This is a genomic window from Variovorax brevis (assembly GCF_030317105.1).
Classification (GTDB): domain Bacteria; phylum Pseudomonadota; class Gammaproteobacteria; order Burkholderiales; family Burkholderiaceae_C; genus Variovorax; species Variovorax brevis.
In genome coordinates, this window is sequence record NZ_JASZYG010000023.1 from 31,763 (window position 1) to 50,995 (window position 19,233).

Genomic DNA, 19,233 nt, shown 5'->3' on the forward strand with positions numbered 1-19,233 from the left:
CAACGCTGCTGATACCTTCGCCAAAGGCGGTTACACGCCTCAACGTTTGAACGTTGACTTGCGCCAGGGGCGCCGCTAGCGTGCCAGCCTGCGTTCGAGAGCGGCATGCGTTTGACCTGCCCCTTGCGACGCATCGACAGCACGCGCGGCAGCCGCTCGGGTCAGGCACGACGACTGCACACCATGCATGGGTTCGCCATCCAACGAGGAGTGCACATGACTGAGCCGGCCACTGTTCCTTCCCTTGCCGCTGTTTCTTCTTCCGGCGCGCCGCCCTTGCCCGCCGTGCAACAGGTGCAGCAGGTTCCGCCCGTGATGCAGGCGGCGCCTGTAGCCAGCATGGCCCCCAGGGTCGGCGCGCTGGAGCCTGCAGAGTTCTATGGCCTCCTGCACGTCGTGGTGGCCGATGCAACGCTCAAGCCCGGTGAAAAGAGGATGCTCGTCTCGGCGCTTCGCAAGAGCACGCCGGTGAGCGATCGATGGACTTTTCGATGGGCCATCTGGATTCTGGGTTTCGTGGTGCTGCTGACGGTTGGCGCCCTCTGGTCGTTGAGCATGAGTGGCACCGGCAACATTCCCGATGGGCTGGTCGCCATCGGGTCTGCTGCGGCGGGTGGCCTGGCCGGGTTGCTGGCGCCGGGGCGGGGGAACGACCAGCCATAGAGTCTCGGGGTCGCTCGCACCCGGCGGCTAATCCGGCTCCCCCATCAACACGAACGCCGCCCAGAAGGCCGTCTTGGGGTAGGTCTTTCGCGTGGCCATCATCGCGTCGCGCAGCGCCTCGCTCTTGCCGGCGCCGGCTTGCAGGCGGCCGTAGAAGCTCACCATCAGATCGCGCGTGGGCTCGTCGGGAATGGCCCACAGCGACACGATCACGCTCGGGGCGCCCGCCGCGATCCATGCGCGCGACAAGCCGATGACGCCTTCGTCGTTGATGGCGCCGCGGCCCGAGTCGCAGGCGCTCATCACGACGAGTTCGGCATTCGTCGTGACCTCGGCGATTTCGTCGGCGGTGAGCATGCCGCTGTCGGCGCCGCTGGGTGCGAGCGCCAGCATGCCGGGGGTCTTGGACTCGTTGCTGGCGTCGCCGCCGAGCATCGTCATGCTGCGCACGTTGGGATTGCTTTTGCGCTGCGCCTGCTCGGTGAAGTCGTCCAGGAAACCGTGCGTGGCCAAGTGGATGTAGCGTGCATTGCGCGCATCGCGAATCACCTCGGCCTTGGTGGCGGCAGCGCCCGTGAGTGGTGGTGACTTGAGAAGCTCGCCAATGGCCTTCGCCTCTTCTTCTGCGCCCGGCAAGTCGGGAATGTCCAGCGCGGGCTGGCCCGGCACCGGCGTGTACTGCGGCATCACCGGGTTGCCCACGATGAGCGCCGGCCCGTTGGCGCGCGACGTGCGCTTGCGAATGCCTGTGAGCGCCAGCGTTTGCATCGACGGCGTGATGGAAACCGAATAGCGCGCAATCAAGGGCGCGCCCGACGCATCTTCCAGCGCCGCGAAGGGCACGAGGAACAGCGCGCCCTGCGGCATGAACAGCACACGCGCTCCGGCCTCGGCGGGCAACAGGTCCGCCACGGGATCGATCAGCACCTGATGGAGGCGCCGCAGCTCGTTGCTCGAACGCGTGACGCGCTGTGTGGGTGGTGGCGGTGGTGAAGGACGCGCAGCGACGACCGCGACCGGCCCGCGGCCCGCCACGCCGAACACCCGCCGCGCGTGCATGACGGTGTCTGTCAGCGCGTAGGTGTCGTCCGCGTTGTCGAGCACACCGGCGAAGGCGCGTTCGCGCATCGTGACACGCCCGTCCGGGCTCACGACCCACAGGCGGACGCCAGTCTCGCGATCGGGCATACGGCTGGGCAGCTTGTTGACGGTGGTGGTGATCGAATAGGCGACCACCGTGGCGCGCCGCTCGGCGGCCATGCGCCGCATGTCGGCGATGGTGGCGGGCTTGCTCGCGGCGACGGCTTGCGGGTTGTCGAACAGTTCCGTGCGCAGTTCGGCAGCCGATGGCGCATCGCGCCGCCGCGTCGCCGTGCTGGTGATTTGGTCCAGCGATGGCGCCGGCTTGTAGAACGCGCGATTGGCCAACACCTGCGCCAAGGCGCGTGCACGGCATTGCTCCGCGGCTTCGAGGGCGCGTTCCGGCGCGTTGGCTTGCGCGTTGACCTGTTCGAGCAGCGGGCAGGCAAAGCTGGGCAGGAAGGTCTCGCCGGTGGTCATGGCGCCGGCCGCCACATTGCGTTCCTGACCGGCCATGAGGGCACCCATGCCCAAGGTCTTCATCGACTCCGAGATCTGCGGGTATGCACCCATGATGCCCACCACTTCCTCGCGCTCGGCCACAGCGCCTTCCAGCAGCGTACGTGCTTCGTCGAGGCGACCGGCGCGCTGCAGGGCGAGCGCAAGATAAGGCGGCACGATGCTGCGCTCCATGCCGGCGCCTTCGCCCTGGCTCTGCGCGATCGTGTTGGCTTGACGCAGGCTTTCGATCGCCGCATTCACATCGTTGGCCTGCAGCTGCGCCAGCCCCTTGAGCACCAGCAACTCGGACTGCACCCGAAGATGGGTGTAGGCGGCCATCGAGTCTTCCTGATCGCGCTGCGCGCGCTCCATCATGGCCTGGATGTCGACGCCTCCGCCGCCAAAGAGCGCAAAGCCCGGCTTGGTGGGCGGCTGCAGCACCTGCGGCTTGGGCACCGACGGTGGCGCGACCTTGCCGATGATGGCGAACGCTTGATCGAACGCGGCGCGTGCGTCATCGGTGCGGCCTGCGGCGAGCAGGCTCTTGCCCATTTCGGCCAGCAGGCGCATGCGCACGTCGTCGCTGGGCGCAGTCGACAAGCCCTCCCGGAATGCGTCGGCGGAGCGATCGAAGCGGCCCTTGTCGAAGCGCAGAAGCCCTTCCTGCAACGCCTGCATCCAGGGCGGGTCGGTGCTCGTCGAATCGGTGCATCGGAGCTCTCGTTCCCGCGCGATCACGACGGGCAAGGGGCCAAGCCAGAAGCCGCCGCCGTCGACGCCAGTCGCCTGGCGTAGCGCCTGGTTCATGTTGCGGCACATCTCTTGCGTCGAACTGCGCATGCGCGCTTGCGCGGAAGGAGCAGGCGTGGCCGCTGCCGGCACTGTCGACGATGGCGACACTTGCTGCGCCGGTGCGTCCGGTGCGGCGCAACCCGCGCTTTGCATCAGCGCGTCGACGTTGGCATTGGGGACCGCCTTCGCCAGCGCCGCGATCTGCGCGCACTGGTCCGCCATGCCCGGAAAGGTGATGCCCTGCGGTGGCCGCATTTGCGCCCATGCCGTGGCACCGATCACGACAAGGCATGCGGGCAGGAGCAGAAGGAACGCACGGGCTTTCATGGCGTCATGGCCCGACGCAGGCCGGGCCGCTTCAGGTCATCAACTGGGTGATCTCGTCGTTTTCGTGCGCCCACAGCGTGAGTGCCGTGTAGTTGTCGTATCCCGGCTTGCCGTTGGCCTTGACCTGCGCGTCCAACTGCTCGACCCATTGGCTCGGGTTGCGCGAGGCCTTCAGCGATTGCAACAGACGCTCGTCACCCAGCGGCTCCCAGATGCCGTCGGAACACAGCAAGATGACGTCGCCGGCTTCCATCGACATGGGCTCGGACACGACGATGTCGGGTGCCGACTCGATGGAGCCCAGCGCCGACAGCAGCATGTTGCGCTGCGGGTGTACCCGCGCGGCTTCTTCGTCGAGCATGCCGCCTGCCACCATCTGCTGCACCAGGCTGTGGTCGACGGTGCGCGCCACCAAAGCGCCGTCGCGGTAGAGGTAGGCGCGGCTGTCGCCGCAATGCACGAGTGCGATCTTGTGGTCGTGCAGGTCGATGGCCGCCATCACGACCGTGGAGCGCATGGCCGACAGCTTGCCGCCTTCGGCCTGGCGCGCCACCACGTCGAGGTTGGCACGCTCGACCACGCGGCGCAGCAGTTCGGCTTCGAGCCCGGGGTTCTCGGCGAAGCTGCCGAGCACGCTGGTGCGCACCACCGCCGCGGCCACGTCGCCGCCACCATGGCCACCCGCGCCATCGGCCACGACGCAAGCGACGAAGCGCTCGTCGTTCCAGTGGCCGTAGGCGTCCTCGTTGTAGCTTCGGCCGCCCTGTTTCGACAGGGCCACGATTTCAAGCTCGATGTCCACCCTCGGCTCCTGTCTCGTTGTTTTCATTGTTGCTGTTGTCGTCGGCTTTTTCTATGGCTGGATGCGATTGTTTTTTCTTTATCTGCCGCCTGATTTCAGGCGCGACATCTGTTCGTTGTAGGCTTTCACAAAGGCCTTCTCGTAGAGGATGTTGAAGTCGTCCTCGACCTCCGCGGCGATGCCGCCGTAGAGCGCGACGAACTGGTCCCACAGCCTGGCCTTGCGATTGGCCGCGAAGAGCGCGTCGAGCTTGGATTTGGCGGCGATCTTGTTCTCGAGCTCGGCCGGCGTGAAGCGCGACAGCACGTGCGCCAGCGCCGCCTTCATGCCGGCCATGACGCCGAACTGGTGCGCGCGCAGGTCGTCCCAGGCGTCGCGCATCGCTTCTTCGGGGCCCATGAAGCCGCGCATGCCGGGGCCCAGCAGATGGGGCAGCGCAACCTCAGCTGTGGGCGAGAGCTTGAGCGGGTTGTTGGCAGAAGCCTCGATGCGCGTGAGGTCGGCGTGCATGCCCTGCTTCACGTCGCGGCGGGCTTGCAACAGCTGCAAGGTTCCGTCGGTGGCGCCGCGCAGCAGGACGCCGATGCGCTCCATGAGTTCGGGCGTGAGCTCGGTGGGCATTTGCTGCGTGGTGCCGAGGCCGCGGAGGAAGGCGGTGAGCAGGGCGTCGTCGGAGGCGGCTGGGGCGCGTTGTCGTACTGAGGGTGCGACAGCGGGTGATGGTGCGGCAATGGGCGCGGCGGCACGCGGTGGTGGTGGCGGTGCGACGGGTGGTGGCGGTGCGGCTGCGCGTGATGCCGCGGCGGGCGGTGTGGCGGGCAGCAGGTCGGCGAAGGGATCGTCGTCGGGTGCGTTGCTTTGTCGTGGCGCTGCAATGGGTTGGCCGCTCATGTCGTCGAAGCGTGCGCCTTGCGCGGGCGGCCGATCGATGCCGAGGTCGTCGAGGAGGCCGCCACCGCTTCGTCCTCCTCCAGGCGGCGGCGACGAAACCACCTTGGGCGGCGTGAAGCCGAAGTGCTCGATGGGCAGATGGTCATCGCGCGTCGGTGTCGAGGGCTTGCGGCGGCCCTGCACCGCTTCGAATGGGTTGTCGATCAGCGCGTCGCCGGGCTCGGGCGGCCGGGTGGGCAAGGACGACTCGGGGATCGGGTCGCTGCCGTGGCCGCCCGCGCCACCGATGCCGCCGAACAGGTTGTCGATGCCGATGGCCGGGCTGTTGGGGCGCAGGCCCAGATCGGCGAAGCCTGCAGGAATGCCGGCGCCGCCTGCGGAGGACTCACCGGGGCCGAGCAGGTCGGCAAAGGGATCATCGGCGGACGCTGGCGAAGAGGCGGGTATCATGGGCGCGCCGAGGCCCATGGGGTCGGGAAACAGCGAGGGCTCGACGGGCGTTTGCTTGCGCGCGGCGCCGGCGGGCGCAGCGGCGGCGGCTGGTTGCAATGAAGAGGCGGAAGATCCCAGCCCTGCGAGCAGGTCGGCGAAGGGATCGTCGGACGAGGGCGGCGGCGAAGCGCTTGCGACAGCGGCCACGGAAGCGCGCACCGTTGCGCGCATGGGCGACGGAGGCATCGCGGACTTGGAGGCTTGCACCGAGAGTTCGAAACTGCCGACCTGCAAGCGGTCGCCCGGCCCCAGCACCGCTTCGCGCCCGGTGCCCAGCGCCAGCCCGTTGTGATGCAACGGATTGCTGCCCCGATCGATGATGACGTAGCGACCGTCACGGCACTCCACCTGCGCATGCACACGCGACACCGTGCGGTCGTCGAGCACCAGCGTGTTCGTGGCGGAGCGGCCGATGGTGCCGCCGTTGGGGCCGAACTCGGCCGACACCGGCTGCGCAACCGGCGCGCCCTGAAGACTGATCACCTTCAGTTGAATCACGGTTCGGGCCTCCTTCGCAGAGTCATCATTTCATGCGCCGCCCCCTCCTGTGCCGTTCCACCAGAGCCAGCCCGATACGGCTCCGAAGATGACGGCGATGGTGAGCCAGGTGCGGCTTGCTGGTTGGAGTTTGAATTGTTCGCGGGACAGGCGCCAGAGGGCTGCCAGCAGAAACACCACGGCGAGGGTTGAAAGGATGTATTTGGCGGCCATGAGGGGTCACGCTTGCATGGCGTCGAGCCAGCGCTTTTGGCGCCAGGCGGGTGCTGCGGTGTTGAACAGAGGCGTCCCCGGCTTGAGCAGGCAAAGGTAGGTTGCCGCCGCCTTGCGCTGACGTTGGAAGCCGTTCCTCAACACTGAAAGGCAATGCGAGGCCGAAGGCGGCTTGCCCATGAAGTACTGGACGCCTGGCGTGAACTGGTGGCCATTGGCGGTCCACCAGTCACCGATCTTTCGGGCATCGGGCCACGGAAGGCCGTCGTCCTCATCCATGTCGACGTCTTCGTCAGCGGCATCGTCCGTTGGGCCGAGTTCGCTGCCCTCGGGCGGTTTGCGCTCGAGGTCGAGCAAAGCGAGGTCGAGGCCGGTAACAAGGCTGAACGCCTCGCCCGCAAGGCGAGTGAGCTTCAGGTCTTGCATCTGCTCGATGAGCCACGGAACGTAATGCGAATCGCCGGCGACGCCAATGCCGCGGATCAGGACGCGGGCCGAGGCTTTGTCCTGCGCAAGCGTCCTGAGCAGCGACCGGGCTTCCTTGCCGGATAGGACCTTGAGAACCAGTGCCGCCGCGACAGCGCGGTGATGCCCGTTCGCCTGAACGAACTCGACGAGCGCTTGTACCGCTGCCTGCCGATCACCGAGCAGCAAGGCGGCCGTTGCCGCCTCGAGCCGGCATCGTGCATCGTCGTGGCGCACATAGTCGACGCATGCAGTCGCCAAGTCGACGCGGCCCAACCGCCCGGCTGCAGCCAGCGCGTGGAGGGGGTTTTGCCCATCGGCCAGCGCAGTCGCCAACGCGCCCCCCGGATCGGCCTTGTGCATCGCGCACACGGTCAGACCAACATCGCGGGAAAACACCCGCGGCGAATTCAGAAGCGCCAGCGCGATGTCACCCAACGAGGCGGCCTGCTGCCAACCGAATGCGGACACCAGGCCGGAACGGGCATGCGGCACGGTTTCGGCCAGCGCAAGCAATTTGCCGAGAAACGCGGGGTCGCGATGCTCGATGGCGGCGATGCCGTTGACAAACAGAGCGCCCCGGTTCGGCGTAGCGAGTTCTGACCGGCAAATATCAAGCGCAAACTCACCCGCAACTGCCAGCCCGTCGAGGTTCGCCGCCAGTCGATCGTCGAGTCGACGCAACCGGTGTAATTGGACGTGAGGTGCGCGCACGAGCACCGCGCGCGTCGAACGAAGGACGCACACATCCTCCAGATGCTGACGAACGACGGCGGCAATGGGGGGACGAAGGCTTGTGGACATCGGGACGATTTCCCCCTAGGCTTGGGGCGGAGGTGCAATGCGCGCCCACGCCTGGCCGTCGAACCTGAGCAAATCCGAATGGCCGATCGACCACATGGACTTTTGGCCCTTGGCGAGATAGCCGAAGGAGCGCGCGTCCGCAGGCAGCCCCGCTACGTCTTCCAGGATGTCGCCGTTGAGCATCATCAAGCGGGTTGTCGTGCTCATGTAGACCGTCCCGTCGAATTCGACCACCGACCAGATCGTCTCGCCAACGTGGTCCTGCGGCAGGTGCGTCCAGCTGAACTCCCGGCCGCGAAGCACCGTTCCCGCGCCGCCGCAGATGACGAAGTCGCCTTTTGCTGTGCCGGCAATCTGCTCGAGCTTCACGTTGGTCGGCGAATCGACAGCGCGCCATCTGCCGCCCGCGCGCACCCAGATCTCGCCGCCGAATCCGACCGCGTACACCTCGTGTTCGTCAGCACCGCACATGCTTTTGATGCCAGCGACATCGCGCGTGCGGATTCCCTCATCCACGCGTTGCCACCTCGCGTCGTCCAGTCGCCGGTAGACCTGGCGACACATGCCGTAGGCATAGACGGCGGAGCCGATGAGCGACAGGCCCAGGATCCACTGCAAGTTGCTCGGGCCGTCAGGCGAGGCGTCGATGAGTTCAGAGCGGCTGCCCTGCCCATCGACGATCTGCACAAGCCCGTCTCCCGCGACGACGAGCAGCTCTTTTTGCCTTGCGTCGAAGATCAGCTGGCATCCCGCTCCGAGGCTGGACATGCAGGACCAGTCTTGTCCCGACCTGAAGCAGATCAAGTCGCGATCGATGCCCTCAGCCTCGAGAGCTGGATGGCGCGCCAATACGGCGGCGAGTTCGTCGGAGACAAGCCAACCGGGGCCGAATGTCAGGGAACTTCGCTCTTGCGTGCGATCCATCTGAGTCGCCTCCTAAACCGAGAATCCCGGCGGGAAGGGAAGCCGCTGCGTCAACGGGGTGGGGTTCAGATGGGGTCGCATCTCCTGTTCGGTCGCGCCACGCGCGGGCTCCGTATTGGGCGGGATCCGCTCCGGCGGATTCAAGGGCCGTTCAGAATCCGTGCCGTAGAAGTTGTCGAGTTGCGCCTTGATGCACTCGTCGTCACACATCGGTTGCCCCGCTGCATCCACGAAGACCATCTGGTGCGCCATGACGCCACCCGACTTTGCGGCGCCCATGTCCCAGGACGTATTGGCGCGGGCGCCTCCAGGCATGAAGGATTGCTCGTAATTTCCCTGGATGACGTGCAGTTCGCCATGCTCCGCGCGCCACTTGTCACCGGTCGCGCACACACACGGCGCGTCTTCGTCCGACCGGATCGCGGGATTGGCGGCCTTGAGTGCCTCGACTGACTCCTTGGTGTTGGCCGCCGAACGCAGACTCTTGTACCAGGGGAAGGCAGGGTTGTCCTTGATCCAGTGGTCTTCCACCAGGTGGTGAGGCTGGCTGTAGTGCGGCGAACTCTGGTCGCAGCACAGATTGGGCGAGAACGGCGCCATCCGACACTTTCGGGCGCGACGACAAGCCTCCGCGCTCGGGGTCGATTCGCACAGCGCGCGCTTGCTTGCCGCCACGTTCACCGAACCGTCGGCTTTCTTGACTTCCTTGCCCTCGCAGGCAGCGCTTTCTTCCTTGAAGTGCTTGTTGCACGGGTGCTCCGGGTCTGCGAGCGCAGTCTCGTCGATATAGGGCCAAGGGGAGGTGTTGGAGGGGAAGGAGCCATGGTTGTGCGTCGTCATGTCCAGGTTCCGCACGACGTTTTCGCCTTCGACCTTGACGTCCATCGACCACATGGTGAAGTAGACCTTGCCCATGTTCTTGCTGGTCATGACGCCTTTCTTCGGAGCGCATCCTGCCTCGTCTCCCACGCTCTTCTTGAAGTAGCTCTTGTTCTTGAGCATCACCTCCTGCCCCGAGATCTGCACGCTCGTGGAGCCGTCGCTGGCGTCCGACGCCATGCCGGTGTTGGGATAGGGAACCGGCACGCCTGGTGGAGTCGCGGGTGTTTGGGGCGGGGTGAAACACATGTCGGGAAAGGCGCAGGTCGCCTTGCCCGACGCCTGCTTGCACGACACTTCCATGTGATTCGCGTACACCTGATTGCTCATGTTCTCTCCGTGTATTGCAGGCACAGCGCCGCGCGGTGGCCGGAGTCGTTGGAGAGGTGCACGAGAATGTTCGGGCCACGCGCGTAGCGCTTCTCGCACGCAAAGATGGCTTCGGCCATGATGGCGGCCCCCACAGCAGCACCAGTCTCTCCGGTGCACTCGGCGGGATGCCAAATGTCGAACTCCGCCTTGCGTTGGCGCAGCGTGCGCGAAAGGGCCAACGCCGCCTCCTTGAAGTAGTACTGCTCGCCCGAGATGTCCGTGATGCGAAAGTCGCAGTCGTGCATCAGGGAACCGGCATCGGCCAGCGCCGCCTTGATGGCCTGCGCGAGCCCCTCGCCGCGAAGAGGCTCCTTGCTGTCAATGGGGGCCGGCTCGTGGCCAAAGCCGATGCCGCGACATTGAAGGCCGCCAGGATGCGCTTGCGCCGTGTCAATCAGGAGCGCCCCGGCTGCCTCGCCGGGCATGAATCCGTTGGAGTTGTCGTCCGACAGGAGCCGATCGCGTTGTTCATACTGGCTGAGCGTTGACCAGGACAACAGGCTGTCCACCGCAGCCACCAGCACTCGTGGAGCATTGGACGCCCGCTTGAGTTCGCGTGCCCGGGCGAGCGCGATGGCCACCCCCACGCGCCCCTGCGCAACGATGCAGGATCCCCGCGCGAAGTCCGTACCCAGTTCTTCCTGGATGCGCAACAGAAGTTCTTCATCCAATCCTGATGTTCGCCCGGGACGATCTGATTCAGCCACGCACAGGATCAGTGGAATCCTCTCCCACTGCCCTTGCGGCACACCTTCGAGTGCTTCGGCGATGGCCATCGCAGCCATCTTGGCGAGCTTCACGATGCCACGCCAGGGCTGGGCCAGCAACACCTGATGCGCCATGATCCATTCGCCGCGCGCATTCATGAAATGTGTCCGGGTCGGGTTTGTAAGTTTTGCGCGAAACGCGGCGCAGCTCGCTGCAGCACTCAAGCCGACGGACGTGACCAAGCCGGCGTGCAGAATGGTCAGCGCGTCTCGGCTCATGGCTGCGCCGCCTTCCGCGAAGGCATGGCGACCATGACCACGGGGATCGGAAACGGGGCTTGCTCGCGTTGCTGCCACCACTCTTTTCCCTTCTTTCCGACCAGAACCTGCGCGATCTCAAACATGTTCTTCGACAGGGGGCGCGCCACGCGCCACGTGAGGCTGAAGCGTTGCTCGTCCGGCTCGATGAGCACGGTATCCAGTGTCGCGGTGTAGTCCTCGCGCTTGCCATGCTTCGGAAAGATATGCACAGGCGCGCGAAGATCTGGAATCGTGAAGCGCGTCAAGCCTTCAGGTGTCAGATTCGCAAGCACGACGTCGGTCGCGCGTCCCTCAAAAAAGTCCAACGGCAGCTGTTGATCCATCGGCGCCGCCTGATAGTACGTTTCGTCGAAATCCGGCGGCAAGAAGGGAAAGTGCTCTTCCAGCCATTCCTCGTCGTACGTTCCCGCGAAGTCCAAACGCGGATGCCAGCCTCGCCCGATCGGCCCGAACGCCATGGGCCGGTAGTTGCCCGCCGGATCGCACACGTTGCAGCCCACTTCTTCAGTCGCCGGCAAGGGTGCGCCGTCGACCCATTCGACCTTGATGTGCTTGTGAAAGCCCCTCCCGACCGGATTCGCCATGAACGCGGCGTGCTGCGACGGATCGTCGTGAAGCAGATCGGTCCCTCCAAAAGCCACGTCGTAAGAGATGGGTTGCTTCAGGAAGGCGGCGGGCGGCGATGCCCTCACAGAGCCGACGCCGCACTCCCAATAGCGCGGACCTGCCACGGCGAGCGACTTGCTCCAGTGGCCGATTCGCAGCCCCGCTTCGACGCGCGTCGTGGGGCGGCCATTCGGCGCATGGGCGCTGCCCAGGAGCAAGACGTCGCAGCGCGGCTTGCGCGGCGCGAAGTCCACCTCATAGACAGGCGCCGAAAATCCTGGCTCGCCGGTAAAGCTGTCTGCCATGACCAGCGGCATCTGCGCATCGTGGAGCGCAAAGTGCCCCGCGGGCTCGTCGGCCCGCGGAAAGCGGAAGGTGCCTTTGATGACCACGACAAGCAGTTCCCTGCCACTCGGCTCCAACCCCAAGGTGTATCCCGCGACCATGCGGGTGGCATTGACCAATTGCATCGGCGGTTTCAGTTCAACTGCACGGAGCCGCCCTTGATGCGATTGACGCCCGTGGATCGACTCGACACATAGCTGCCCTGGATCAGCACTTTTCCTGCCTTCGTCAACGTCACACTCGCCTTGCCACAACGAAGCACCAGTTCGCTCTTCGCACTGACGATCATCCGATCGCCGTTCACGTCCACCTCAACCTGTGCAGGTACCTCCCTGAGCGGCCAACCTTCGGCCTGGCGCAGCACGCCCATCACGACGGGTCGCATCGCATCACCGTCTTCAAACATCAGCACCACGGATTGGCCGATATGCGCGCCATGCAAGTCAATCACTGCGCGCGCGCGCACGGCCGCCGTTCCATGCTGGCCGGCAAACAGCACAAGCGGCGTGCACCCTTCGTCGGCAATGGCAATCAATTCGCCCACAACGACCGAAGGCAGGTTCTCGCGGCGGTGCAAGGCAGACGGCCCTGCCAGCAGCTGCTGCAGTTGCGGATCGGGTGCCTGCCGCAGCGCTTCGCTGACTCCGGACAACATCTCTTCGATCGCCTGGCGTTTGCTCATGGTGTTTCGCCCTTCAGTTCTGAAGAATCTTCGAACCCTTCATCACGATGTCGCTGCTGGCCTTCTGGTTGATCTTTCCGGAGGCGTCGATCGTGATGTCCTTGCCCTTGATGGTGATGGTGCCGTCCTTCTTCATCGTGATGCTGGCATCGCCTGTCACGATGGAGATGGAATCCGCAGCGCTGATCTTGAGGTTCTTCCCCACGGTGAGCGCATCGTCCTTGCCAATGCTGGTGGTTCGCCCACCGGTGACGTTGCGCGTCTCGTCCTTGCTGACGGTGGTCGACAGATTGCCGCCAGCGCTGATGGTGCGGTCGGTTGCAACGGTGGTGCTTTGATTCGCGCCAACACTCGTCGTCTGATCCGCGCCAACGCTCACCGTCTGCGCCGCACCCACCGTCACCGCCTGCGCAGCGCCGACAGTGATTTCCTGAGCCGCCCCAACCGTGATGGTCTCGTTGGCGCCCACCGTGTGCGTCCGCTGAACAGCCACCGTCGCCGTCTCGTTGGCGCCGACCGTAATCGTCCGATTCGACCCAATCGTGATCGACTCATTCGACCCCACCTTCTCCGTCCGATTCACCCCGATCGTGATGTCCTCATTCACGTCAACCTTCTCCGTCCGGTTCTTGTGAATCGTGATCGTCTCATCCTTGTCCACCGTCTCCGTCCGCGCCCCATGCACCGTGATGGTCTCGTTGTTGTCCACCGTCTCCGTGCGGTCGTGCTTGATGTGCGAGGTCTCGTCGTGGTCGATGGTCTTGGTGCGATCGTGGCCCACCCAGTGCGTCTCGTCGTTCTCGACCTCGATGTCCTGGTTCTTCTCCGCATGCAGGTACACCTGCTCGCTGCCCTTCTTGTCCTCGAACCGGAACTCATTGCAGTTCGCCGCGCTCCCCCCCGGCGTCGAGCGTGTGCGAAAGCCACTCTGCGTATGCGCAGCAAATGGCTTCGGCTGGTCGTCGTTGTACACACGCCCGATGATGATCGGCCGGTTCGGATCGCCGTTCAAGAAGTCGACGATCACCTCCTGCCCAATGCGGGGGATGAAGTAGCCGCCCCAACCCTTGCCCGCCCAGGGCTGCGACACGCGCACCCAGCAAGTGGACTTCTCGTCGCTCTTGTCATACCGGTCCCAGTGAAAGTGCACCTTCACGCGACCAAAGTCATCCGCATGGATCTCTTCACCCGCAGGCCCCACGACGATGGCGCTTTGCGGCCCCGGCATGGTCACGCGCGGCGTCACGCGCGGTGGGCGGAAGGGCGTGTCGGCCGGCAATGCGGTCAGCAGAAAGGCGCTGTTGCCGCGCATCGGCGCGATCAGGTCCGGAGTGCCGCGCACGATGTCGTGCAGGGCTTCCAGCCAATCCGCGTTGATGGGGTCTTCATCCATCAACTCCAGCAACACGCGCCCGTTGCGCTGCACGTTGCCTTCGTTCTGGCCCATGCTTTCATAGCCCGGATGCGTCACGACAAAGCTGCACGCGGCGCACAGGTAGTCGGTGTCCGGATCGCCCATCGGATGACCATGAAAGGTGAAGTTCATCCCCGCGGCGACATCGGGCCAATGCGTCGTGGCCCAGTTCACGCGCCGGCGCGCCGCCAGTTCTTCCATGCGCACCTTGGCCGCATCTTCCGTGTCATCGGCGCGCAGGTAGCCGCCCGGATACTCAAACGCCTCCAGGTCCGACAACTCATGCATGTCCGGGTCGCCCTTGTCCGCGCTGAGCTTCTTCTTGACCGCCTTGAAGTCGCTGTCGAGCGACGCAAACTTGCCGGTGCCCAGCCGCCGTGAATCGATCCAGTGATCGATCTCGTTGTAGCGCGCTTCGGTCGATCCAAACGTGACGTAGTTGAGCGTCGAGGTGACGGGCAGCTTCTTGTGTGCCACGTCGCTCGCATCGGCCAGGTACATGGTGCCGGGCGCATCGTGCGCGTCGAACCAGTAATAAACGCCTTCGTCCTCCAGCACGCGCGAGAGGTAATTGAAGTCGCTTTCCTGGTGCTGCACGCTGTAGCGCAGCGGCGTGTGCGTGCCGATCACCTTGTCGGACTTGATCTTCTTGAAGCGCTTGATGGCGCTGTCTTCGAACACGGCGTCCAGGATGTCCAGCACCGCCTTGTCCTGGATGATGCGCGAGTTGCTGCGCTTGGTTAGCAGCCAGAACCACGAGCGCAGCGTGAAGCGGTATTCGAAGTAACGGCCCACGCTGCCCCTTCGCATGAAGCGCACCGCGTGGCCCTGGCAATGCCGCTCGTGCTTGGCGCCGTCCGCATCCAGGAATTCGATGACCACGTCGAAGGCGCGGCCCAGGATGTCCTTGGGGTCGATCTTGTCGTTGGTGGACAGCACCGACAGTTCATAGGTCGAAGGCCGCGACAGCGATTCATGGCCGACCAGCGTCCAGAACTTCAGATCGTCGTTGACCGGCGAATCGCTCTTGATGATGAACTGAAGCTCAGCCATGCGCGTGCTTTCCAGGCGGGATTGCTACCAAGACGATTGAGGCGGCGGTGCTTTGCATCATTTCCTCCTCGTCAGGCCGAGGCCCCTTGTGCAACCGGCGCGCGCGCCGATACCACATAGCCGTCAACGGGCTTGCCGCCTTCCATGCGCAGGTGCACGGCTTGGGCATCGTGAACGTCGAGCCCGGCATCCGCAAGCACGCTGCGCAAGTAGCCCTCGCGGTGGCTGTAGCGACCGTGCGGGTTCAGGTGGAAGTCTTCATGCGCGGGCTGGCCCTCTTCATGCACGATGGATTCCACGGTGAAGACCAGCCACGCGCCCGGTCGCATGGCCCGCGCCGCCGCGCGCGTCACCGCGCGCAGGTCGCCGAAGTAGCACAGGGTGTCGGCGGAGATGATGAGGTCGTAGCTTTGCGCCTGCTCGCCTTCGATGAAGGCGGTGAGTTCGGCCTTGGCCAGACCGTCATAGACCTGCCGTGGCTCGGCCTTGGCCAGCATGCGCGCTGACAGGTCCACACCCAGCAGGCGCTTGGCATAGGGCGCCAGAAACGGTCCGCACAGGCCGGTGCCGCAACCGGCGTCGAGCACGCTCAGGTCTTTGCGGGGCTCGCCGATGAGGCTCGCCACGGTCTGCGCGATGAGTTCCGGCGCACGGTAATGCAGGATGGCCAGCTTGGCGTCGAAGCTGTCGGCAAAGCCGTCGAACACGGTCTCGACATAGTCGTCGGCAGCGCGCTCGGGCACGCCCTTGCCGGAGCAAGCCGCCAGGTGGTGACGCGCCTCGGGGCTGTTCGGTTCGTCCTTGAGCCAGTCGCTGTAGACCTGCGCCGCCTCGTCGAAGCGCTTGAGCGTGTAGTAGGCCATGCCCAACGCCTGGCGTGCGCGACCATGGCGCGGCTTGAGCACCAGGGCTTCACAGAATGCGCGCAGCGCCTCGTCTCCGCGGCCCATGCTGTTGAGCAGGCTGCCGAGGTTGGTGAAGGTGTCGACGTTCTTCGCATCGAGCTCCAGGGCGCGCCGGTATGCCGCCTCCGATTCCTCGAGGCGGTTCTGCTCGCGCCGCAGCACGCCCAGGTTGTTCAGCACATCCGCGCGGTCCGGTCCGAGCCTGGCTGCTTCCTCGTACGACTGCGCCGCCTCGTCGATGCGGCCCATGGCGAGCAGCACGTTGCCCAGGTTGTTGTGCCAGTCGGGCACCGTGGGCGCCAGGGCAAGCGACTTCTGGATGAAGCCGAGCGCCTGCTCGCTGCGTCCGCGCTGGTGGGTCAGGACGCCCATGAAGTGCAGCGCATCCGCGTTGCCCGGCGCAGCGGCGAGGATGCGCTTGTAGAGCGTTTCGGCATCGTCGAGGTTGCCCGCGCGGTGCAGCTTCACGGCCAGCGCAAGGGCTTGCGGAAGGCCCAGTTGCGCAGGCGGTGGCGGGGTGTAGCGGTGGGCGGTGCGTGGCATGTTTTTGGTCTCCCTCTTGCGTGGCCTCAGCGCTTGGGCCGCGTCCAGTCGGGCTTGTCGACGGCAGCCGACCTCACCATTTGCCTGGTGCACAGGCCGTCCTCGAACTCCTTCTTTTTGGATCCGTTGAAGCTGCACGTCATGGTGTGCCTTCTTTCAGAACGCGTAGCGGAAGTCGTTGTTCTCGACCGAAACCTGCACCCGCTCGATGGGCTTGCCTTCCATCATCCGGTTCAGGAACTCGCGGCTGATGTCCGGCAGCATGGTGTTGGTGAGGATCGCGTCGATCATCCGGCCGCCGGATTCGCTTTCCGTGCAGCGGCTCACCACCAGCTTGACCACGTCCTCGCCGTACTCGAAGGGGATCTGGTAGCGCGCCTCGACGCGCTTCTTGATGCGGCCGAGTTGCAGCTTGACGATCTGGCCGAGCATCTCGTCGCTGAGCGGGTAGTAGGGGATGGTGACCAGGCGACCGAGCAAGGCCGGCGGAAAGATCTTGAGCAAAGGCTCGCGCAAGGCCTTGGCCATGCCATCGGGGTCCGGCATCAGCTCCGGGTCCTTGCACATGGTCGCGATCAACTCCGTGCCGGCGTTGGTCGTGAGAATGATCAACGTGTTCTTGAAGTCGATGCTGCGGCCTTCGCCGTCTTCCATGAAGCCCTTGTCGAAGACCTGGAAGAAGAGTTCGTGCACATCGGGGTGGGCTTTCTCGACCTCGTCGAGCAGCACCACGCTGTAGGGGCGGCGGCGCACGGCTTCGGTGAGCACGCCGCCTTCGCCGTAGCCGACATAGCCGGGCGGCGCGCCCTTGAGCGAGCTGACGGTGTGCGCCTCCTGGTACTCGCTCATGTTGATGACGATCATGTTCTGCTCGCCGCCATAGAGCGCTTCGGCCAGTGCAATCGCCGTCTCGGTCTTGCCGACGCCGGAGGTGCCGGCGAGCATGAATACACCGATGGGTTTGCTGGGGTTGTCGAGGCCGGCGCGCGAGGTCTGGATGCGCTTGGCGATCATCTCCATCGCGTGGTCCTGGCCGATGACGCGCTGGCCGAGCAGTTGCGGCAGCTTGAGCACCGTGTCGATCTCGTTGCGCTGCATGCGGCCGACGGGGATGCCGGTCCAGTCGGCGACTACGGATGAGACGGCTTGTGCGTCGACTGAGGGGAGGATGAGGGGTGTCTCGCCTTGCACGGCGGCGATTTTTGACTGGAGCTCGTGCAGTTCCGCCAACAACGCTTCGCGGTTTTCGGTATTGCCCCCTCCCCCTCCGGGGGAGGGTTGGGGTGGGGGCACGTCGGCGGTGGATGCGGCACTGGCTTTCGAAGGTGCGGTGCCCCCACCCCCGCCCTCCCCCGGAGGGGGAGGGAGTGAAGAGTCCACCGGCTTGTTGCCGGCGCGCAGCTTGCCGCGCAGGTCCAGCAGCTTGTCGACCAGTTCCTTCTCTTCCTTCCACCGCACATTGAGCTTCTCCAGCTCCGCCTTCGCTTCCACCAGCAAGCCCTGCGCCGTTGCCGACCGCTTGCTCACATCGATGCCGATCGCCTCCTCCCGGCCGATGATTTCGCTTTCCACCGTCAGCGCCTCGATGCGCCGCGTGCAGTCTTCCACCTCGGGTGGCATCGCGTGTTGTGACACGGCGACACGCGCACACGCCGTGTCCAGCAGGCTCACCGCCTTGTCCGGCAGCTGCCGCGCCGGAATGTAGCGGTGCGACAGCTTCACGGCCGCTTCGATCGCCTCGTCGAGCAGCTGCACGCGGTGGTGCTTCTCCAGCACACTTGCCACGCCGCGCAGCATCAGGATGGCCTTGACCTCGTCGGGCTCCGGCACCTGCACCACCTGGAAGCGCCGCGTCAGCGCCGGGTCTTTCTCGATGTATTTCTTGTACTCGGCCCACGTCGTCGCACCGATGGTACGCAGGTTGCCGCGCGCCAATGCAGGCTTCAGCAAGTTGGCCGCATCGCCCGTGCCCGCCGCGCCGCCCGCACCCACCAGCGTATGGATCTCGTCGATGAACAGGATGATCGGCGTGGGTGATGCCTGCACCTCGTCGATCACCTGGCGCAGCCGCTGCTCGAACTCGCCCTTCATGCTGGCGCCGGCTTGCAGCAGGCCGATGTCGAGCGTGAGCAGCTTCACGTCTTTCAGCTGCGGTGGAACATCGCCGCGCGCCAGGCGCTGGGCGAAGCCTTCCACCACCGCAGTCTTGCCGACGCCCGCCTCGCCCGTGAGCAAAGGGTTGTTCTGGCGGCGGCGCATGAGGATGTCGACGATCTGGCGGATTTCCTCGTCCCGCCCGGTCACCGGATCCATCTCTCCCTTCTTCGCCTTCTCCGTGAGGTCGACAGCAAACTTCTTGAGCGCATCGCCCTTGCCCATCGCGGCCGGGGCCATGGCGCCAGTGTCTTCGCCGGGGGCGCCGCTGCCCATGCCGGTGCCATCCTGCGCGCGCATCTTCGATTCGGGCGAGGGGTCGCAGATCTTCACGAAGTTGTCAGCCAGGTCCTCGACCTTGACCTTCTCGAACTGCTTCGAAAGACCCATCAGCGGATTGCGCAGGCTCGGCGTCTTGAGCATGCCCACGAGCAGGTAGCCGGTGCGCACCTGCGCCTCGCCGAACTGCAGCGTGGCATAGGTCCAGGCGCGCTCGATGGCGTTCTCGATGTGCGGCGAAAAATCGCTGATGGAAGTCGCCCCGCGCGGCAGGCGGTCGAGCGCGGCTGTCATGTCCTTGGCGATAACGGAGACGTCCAGCTGGTAGTGCTGCATCACGCGATGCAGGTCCGAGTCCTGCACCTGCAGCAATTGCGCGAACCAGTGCTCCAGCTCCACATACGGGTTGCCACGCATCTTGCAGAACACGGTGGCGCCCTCGATGGCCTTGTAGGCCAGCGAATTGAGTTTGCCGAACAAGGCGGTGCGGCTGATTTCACTCATGGTGTGCTCTCCCCATT

General features: G+C 65.2%; 14 protein-coding genes. 1 reads left to right on the top strand and 13 read right to left on the bottom strand.

Annotation, left to right across the window (positions count from 1 at the left end; all coding sequences use genetic code 11):
• The first annotated feature begins 216 nt into the window (after window positions 1-216).
• The gene (locus tag QTI66_RS34450) at window positions 217-663 is read left to right on the top strand and encodes a hypothetical protein (RefSeq protein ID WP_286564873.1); all 447 of its coding nucleotides are present in this window, start codon (window positions 217-219) and stop codon (window positions 661-663) included.
• A 27-nt stretch (window positions 664-690) separates the two neighbouring features.
• On the opposite strand, the gene QTI66_RS34455 is transcribed toward QTI66_RS34450, so the two are convergent.
• The 13 genes from QTI66_RS34455 to tssH all read right to left on the bottom strand — a co-directional run bounded on the left by QTI66_RS34455 (window position 691) and on the right by tssH (window position 19,216).
• A complete protein-coding gene (locus QTI66_RS34455; protein ID WP_286564874.1) occupies window positions 691-3,363 on the bottom strand; it encodes a CHAT domain-containing protein in 2,673 nt (890 codons plus the stop codon).
• A gap of 31 nt (window positions 3,364-3,394) precedes the next feature.
• Entirely contained in the window at window positions 3,395-4,165 is a 771-nt protein-coding gene (locus QTI66_RS34460; RefSeq protein WP_286564875.1) for a PP2C family protein-serine/threonine phosphatase, read from the bottom strand.
• 78 nt (window positions 4,166-4,243) lie between these two features.
• A complete protein-coding gene (gene tagH / locus QTI66_RS34465; protein WP_286564876.1) occupies window positions 4,244-6,046 on the bottom strand; it encodes a type VI secretion system-associated FHA domain protein TagH in 1,803 nt (600 codons plus the stop codon).
• Window positions 6,047-6,076: 30 nt separating this feature from the next.
• Complete coding sequence (locus tag QTI66_RS34470; protein ID WP_286564877.1) at window positions 6,077-6,259, bottom strand: hypothetical protein; 183 nt, start codon at window positions 6,257-6,259, stop codon at window positions 6,077-6,079.
• Between the two features lie 6 nt (window positions 6,260-6,265).
• The gene (locus QTI66_RS34475; RefSeq protein WP_286564878.1) at window positions 6,266-7,528 is read right to left on the bottom strand and encodes a TIGR02270 family protein; all 1,263 of its coding nucleotides are present in this window, start codon (window positions 7,526-7,528) and stop codon (window positions 6,266-6,268) included.
• Between the two features lie 15 nt (window positions 7,529-7,543).
• Window positions 7,544-8,296: a hypothetical protein gene (locus QTI66_RS34480; RefSeq protein ID WP_286564879.1), complete on the bottom strand. Its 753-nt coding sequence runs from the start codon at window positions 8,294-8,296 to the stop codon at window positions 7,544-7,546.
• 168 nt (window positions 8,297-8,464) lie between these two features.
• Window positions 8,465-9,661 (bottom strand): PAAR-like domain-containing protein, encoded by a 1,197-nt coding sequence (locus QTI66_RS34485; RefSeq protein WP_286564880.1) that lies wholly within the window; start codon window positions 9,659-9,661, stop codon window positions 8,465-8,467.
• The gene (locus QTI66_RS34490; protein ID WP_286564881.1) at window positions 9,658-10,689 is read right to left on the bottom strand and encodes a hypothetical protein; all 1,032 of its coding nucleotides are present in this window, start codon (window positions 10,687-10,689) and stop codon (window positions 9,658-9,660) included. Before QTI66_RS34490 ends, QTI66_RS34485 begins: the two co-directional genes overlap by 4 nt.
• A complete protein-coding gene (locus tag QTI66_RS34495) occupies window positions 10,686-11,807 on the bottom strand; it encodes a DUF2169 family type VI secretion system accessory protein (RefSeq protein ID WP_286564882.1) in 1,122 nt (373 codons plus the stop codon). The genes QTI66_RS34490 and QTI66_RS34495 overlap by 4 nt, the downstream gene beginning before the upstream one ends.
• 8 nt (window positions 11,808-11,815) lie before the next feature.
• Window positions 11,816-12,364: a DUF6484 domain-containing protein gene (locus QTI66_RS34500; RefSeq protein WP_286564883.1), complete on the bottom strand. Its 549-nt coding sequence runs from the start codon at window positions 12,362-12,364 to the stop codon at window positions 11,816-11,818.
• 13 nt (window positions 12,365-12,377) lie between these two features.
• Window positions 12,378-14,831, bottom strand: a complete 2,454-nt coding sequence (locus QTI66_RS34505; protein WP_286564884.1) for a type VI secretion system Vgr family protein — start codon at window positions 14,829-14,831, stop codon at window positions 12,378-12,380.
• A 71-nt stretch (window positions 14,832-14,902) separates the two neighbouring features.
• Window positions 14,903-16,279: a tetratricopeptide repeat protein gene (locus QTI66_RS34510; RefSeq protein WP_286564885.1), complete on the bottom strand. Its 1,377-nt coding sequence runs from the start codon at window positions 16,277-16,279 to the stop codon at window positions 14,903-14,905.
• Window positions 16,280-16,435: 156 nt separating this feature from the next.
• Entirely contained in the window at window positions 16,436-19,216 is a 2,781-nt protein-coding gene (gene tssH, locus QTI66_RS34515) for a type VI secretion system ATPase TssH (RefSeq protein ID WP_286564886.1), read from the bottom strand.
• Between the last annotated feature and the right edge of the window lie 17 nt (window positions 19,217-19,233).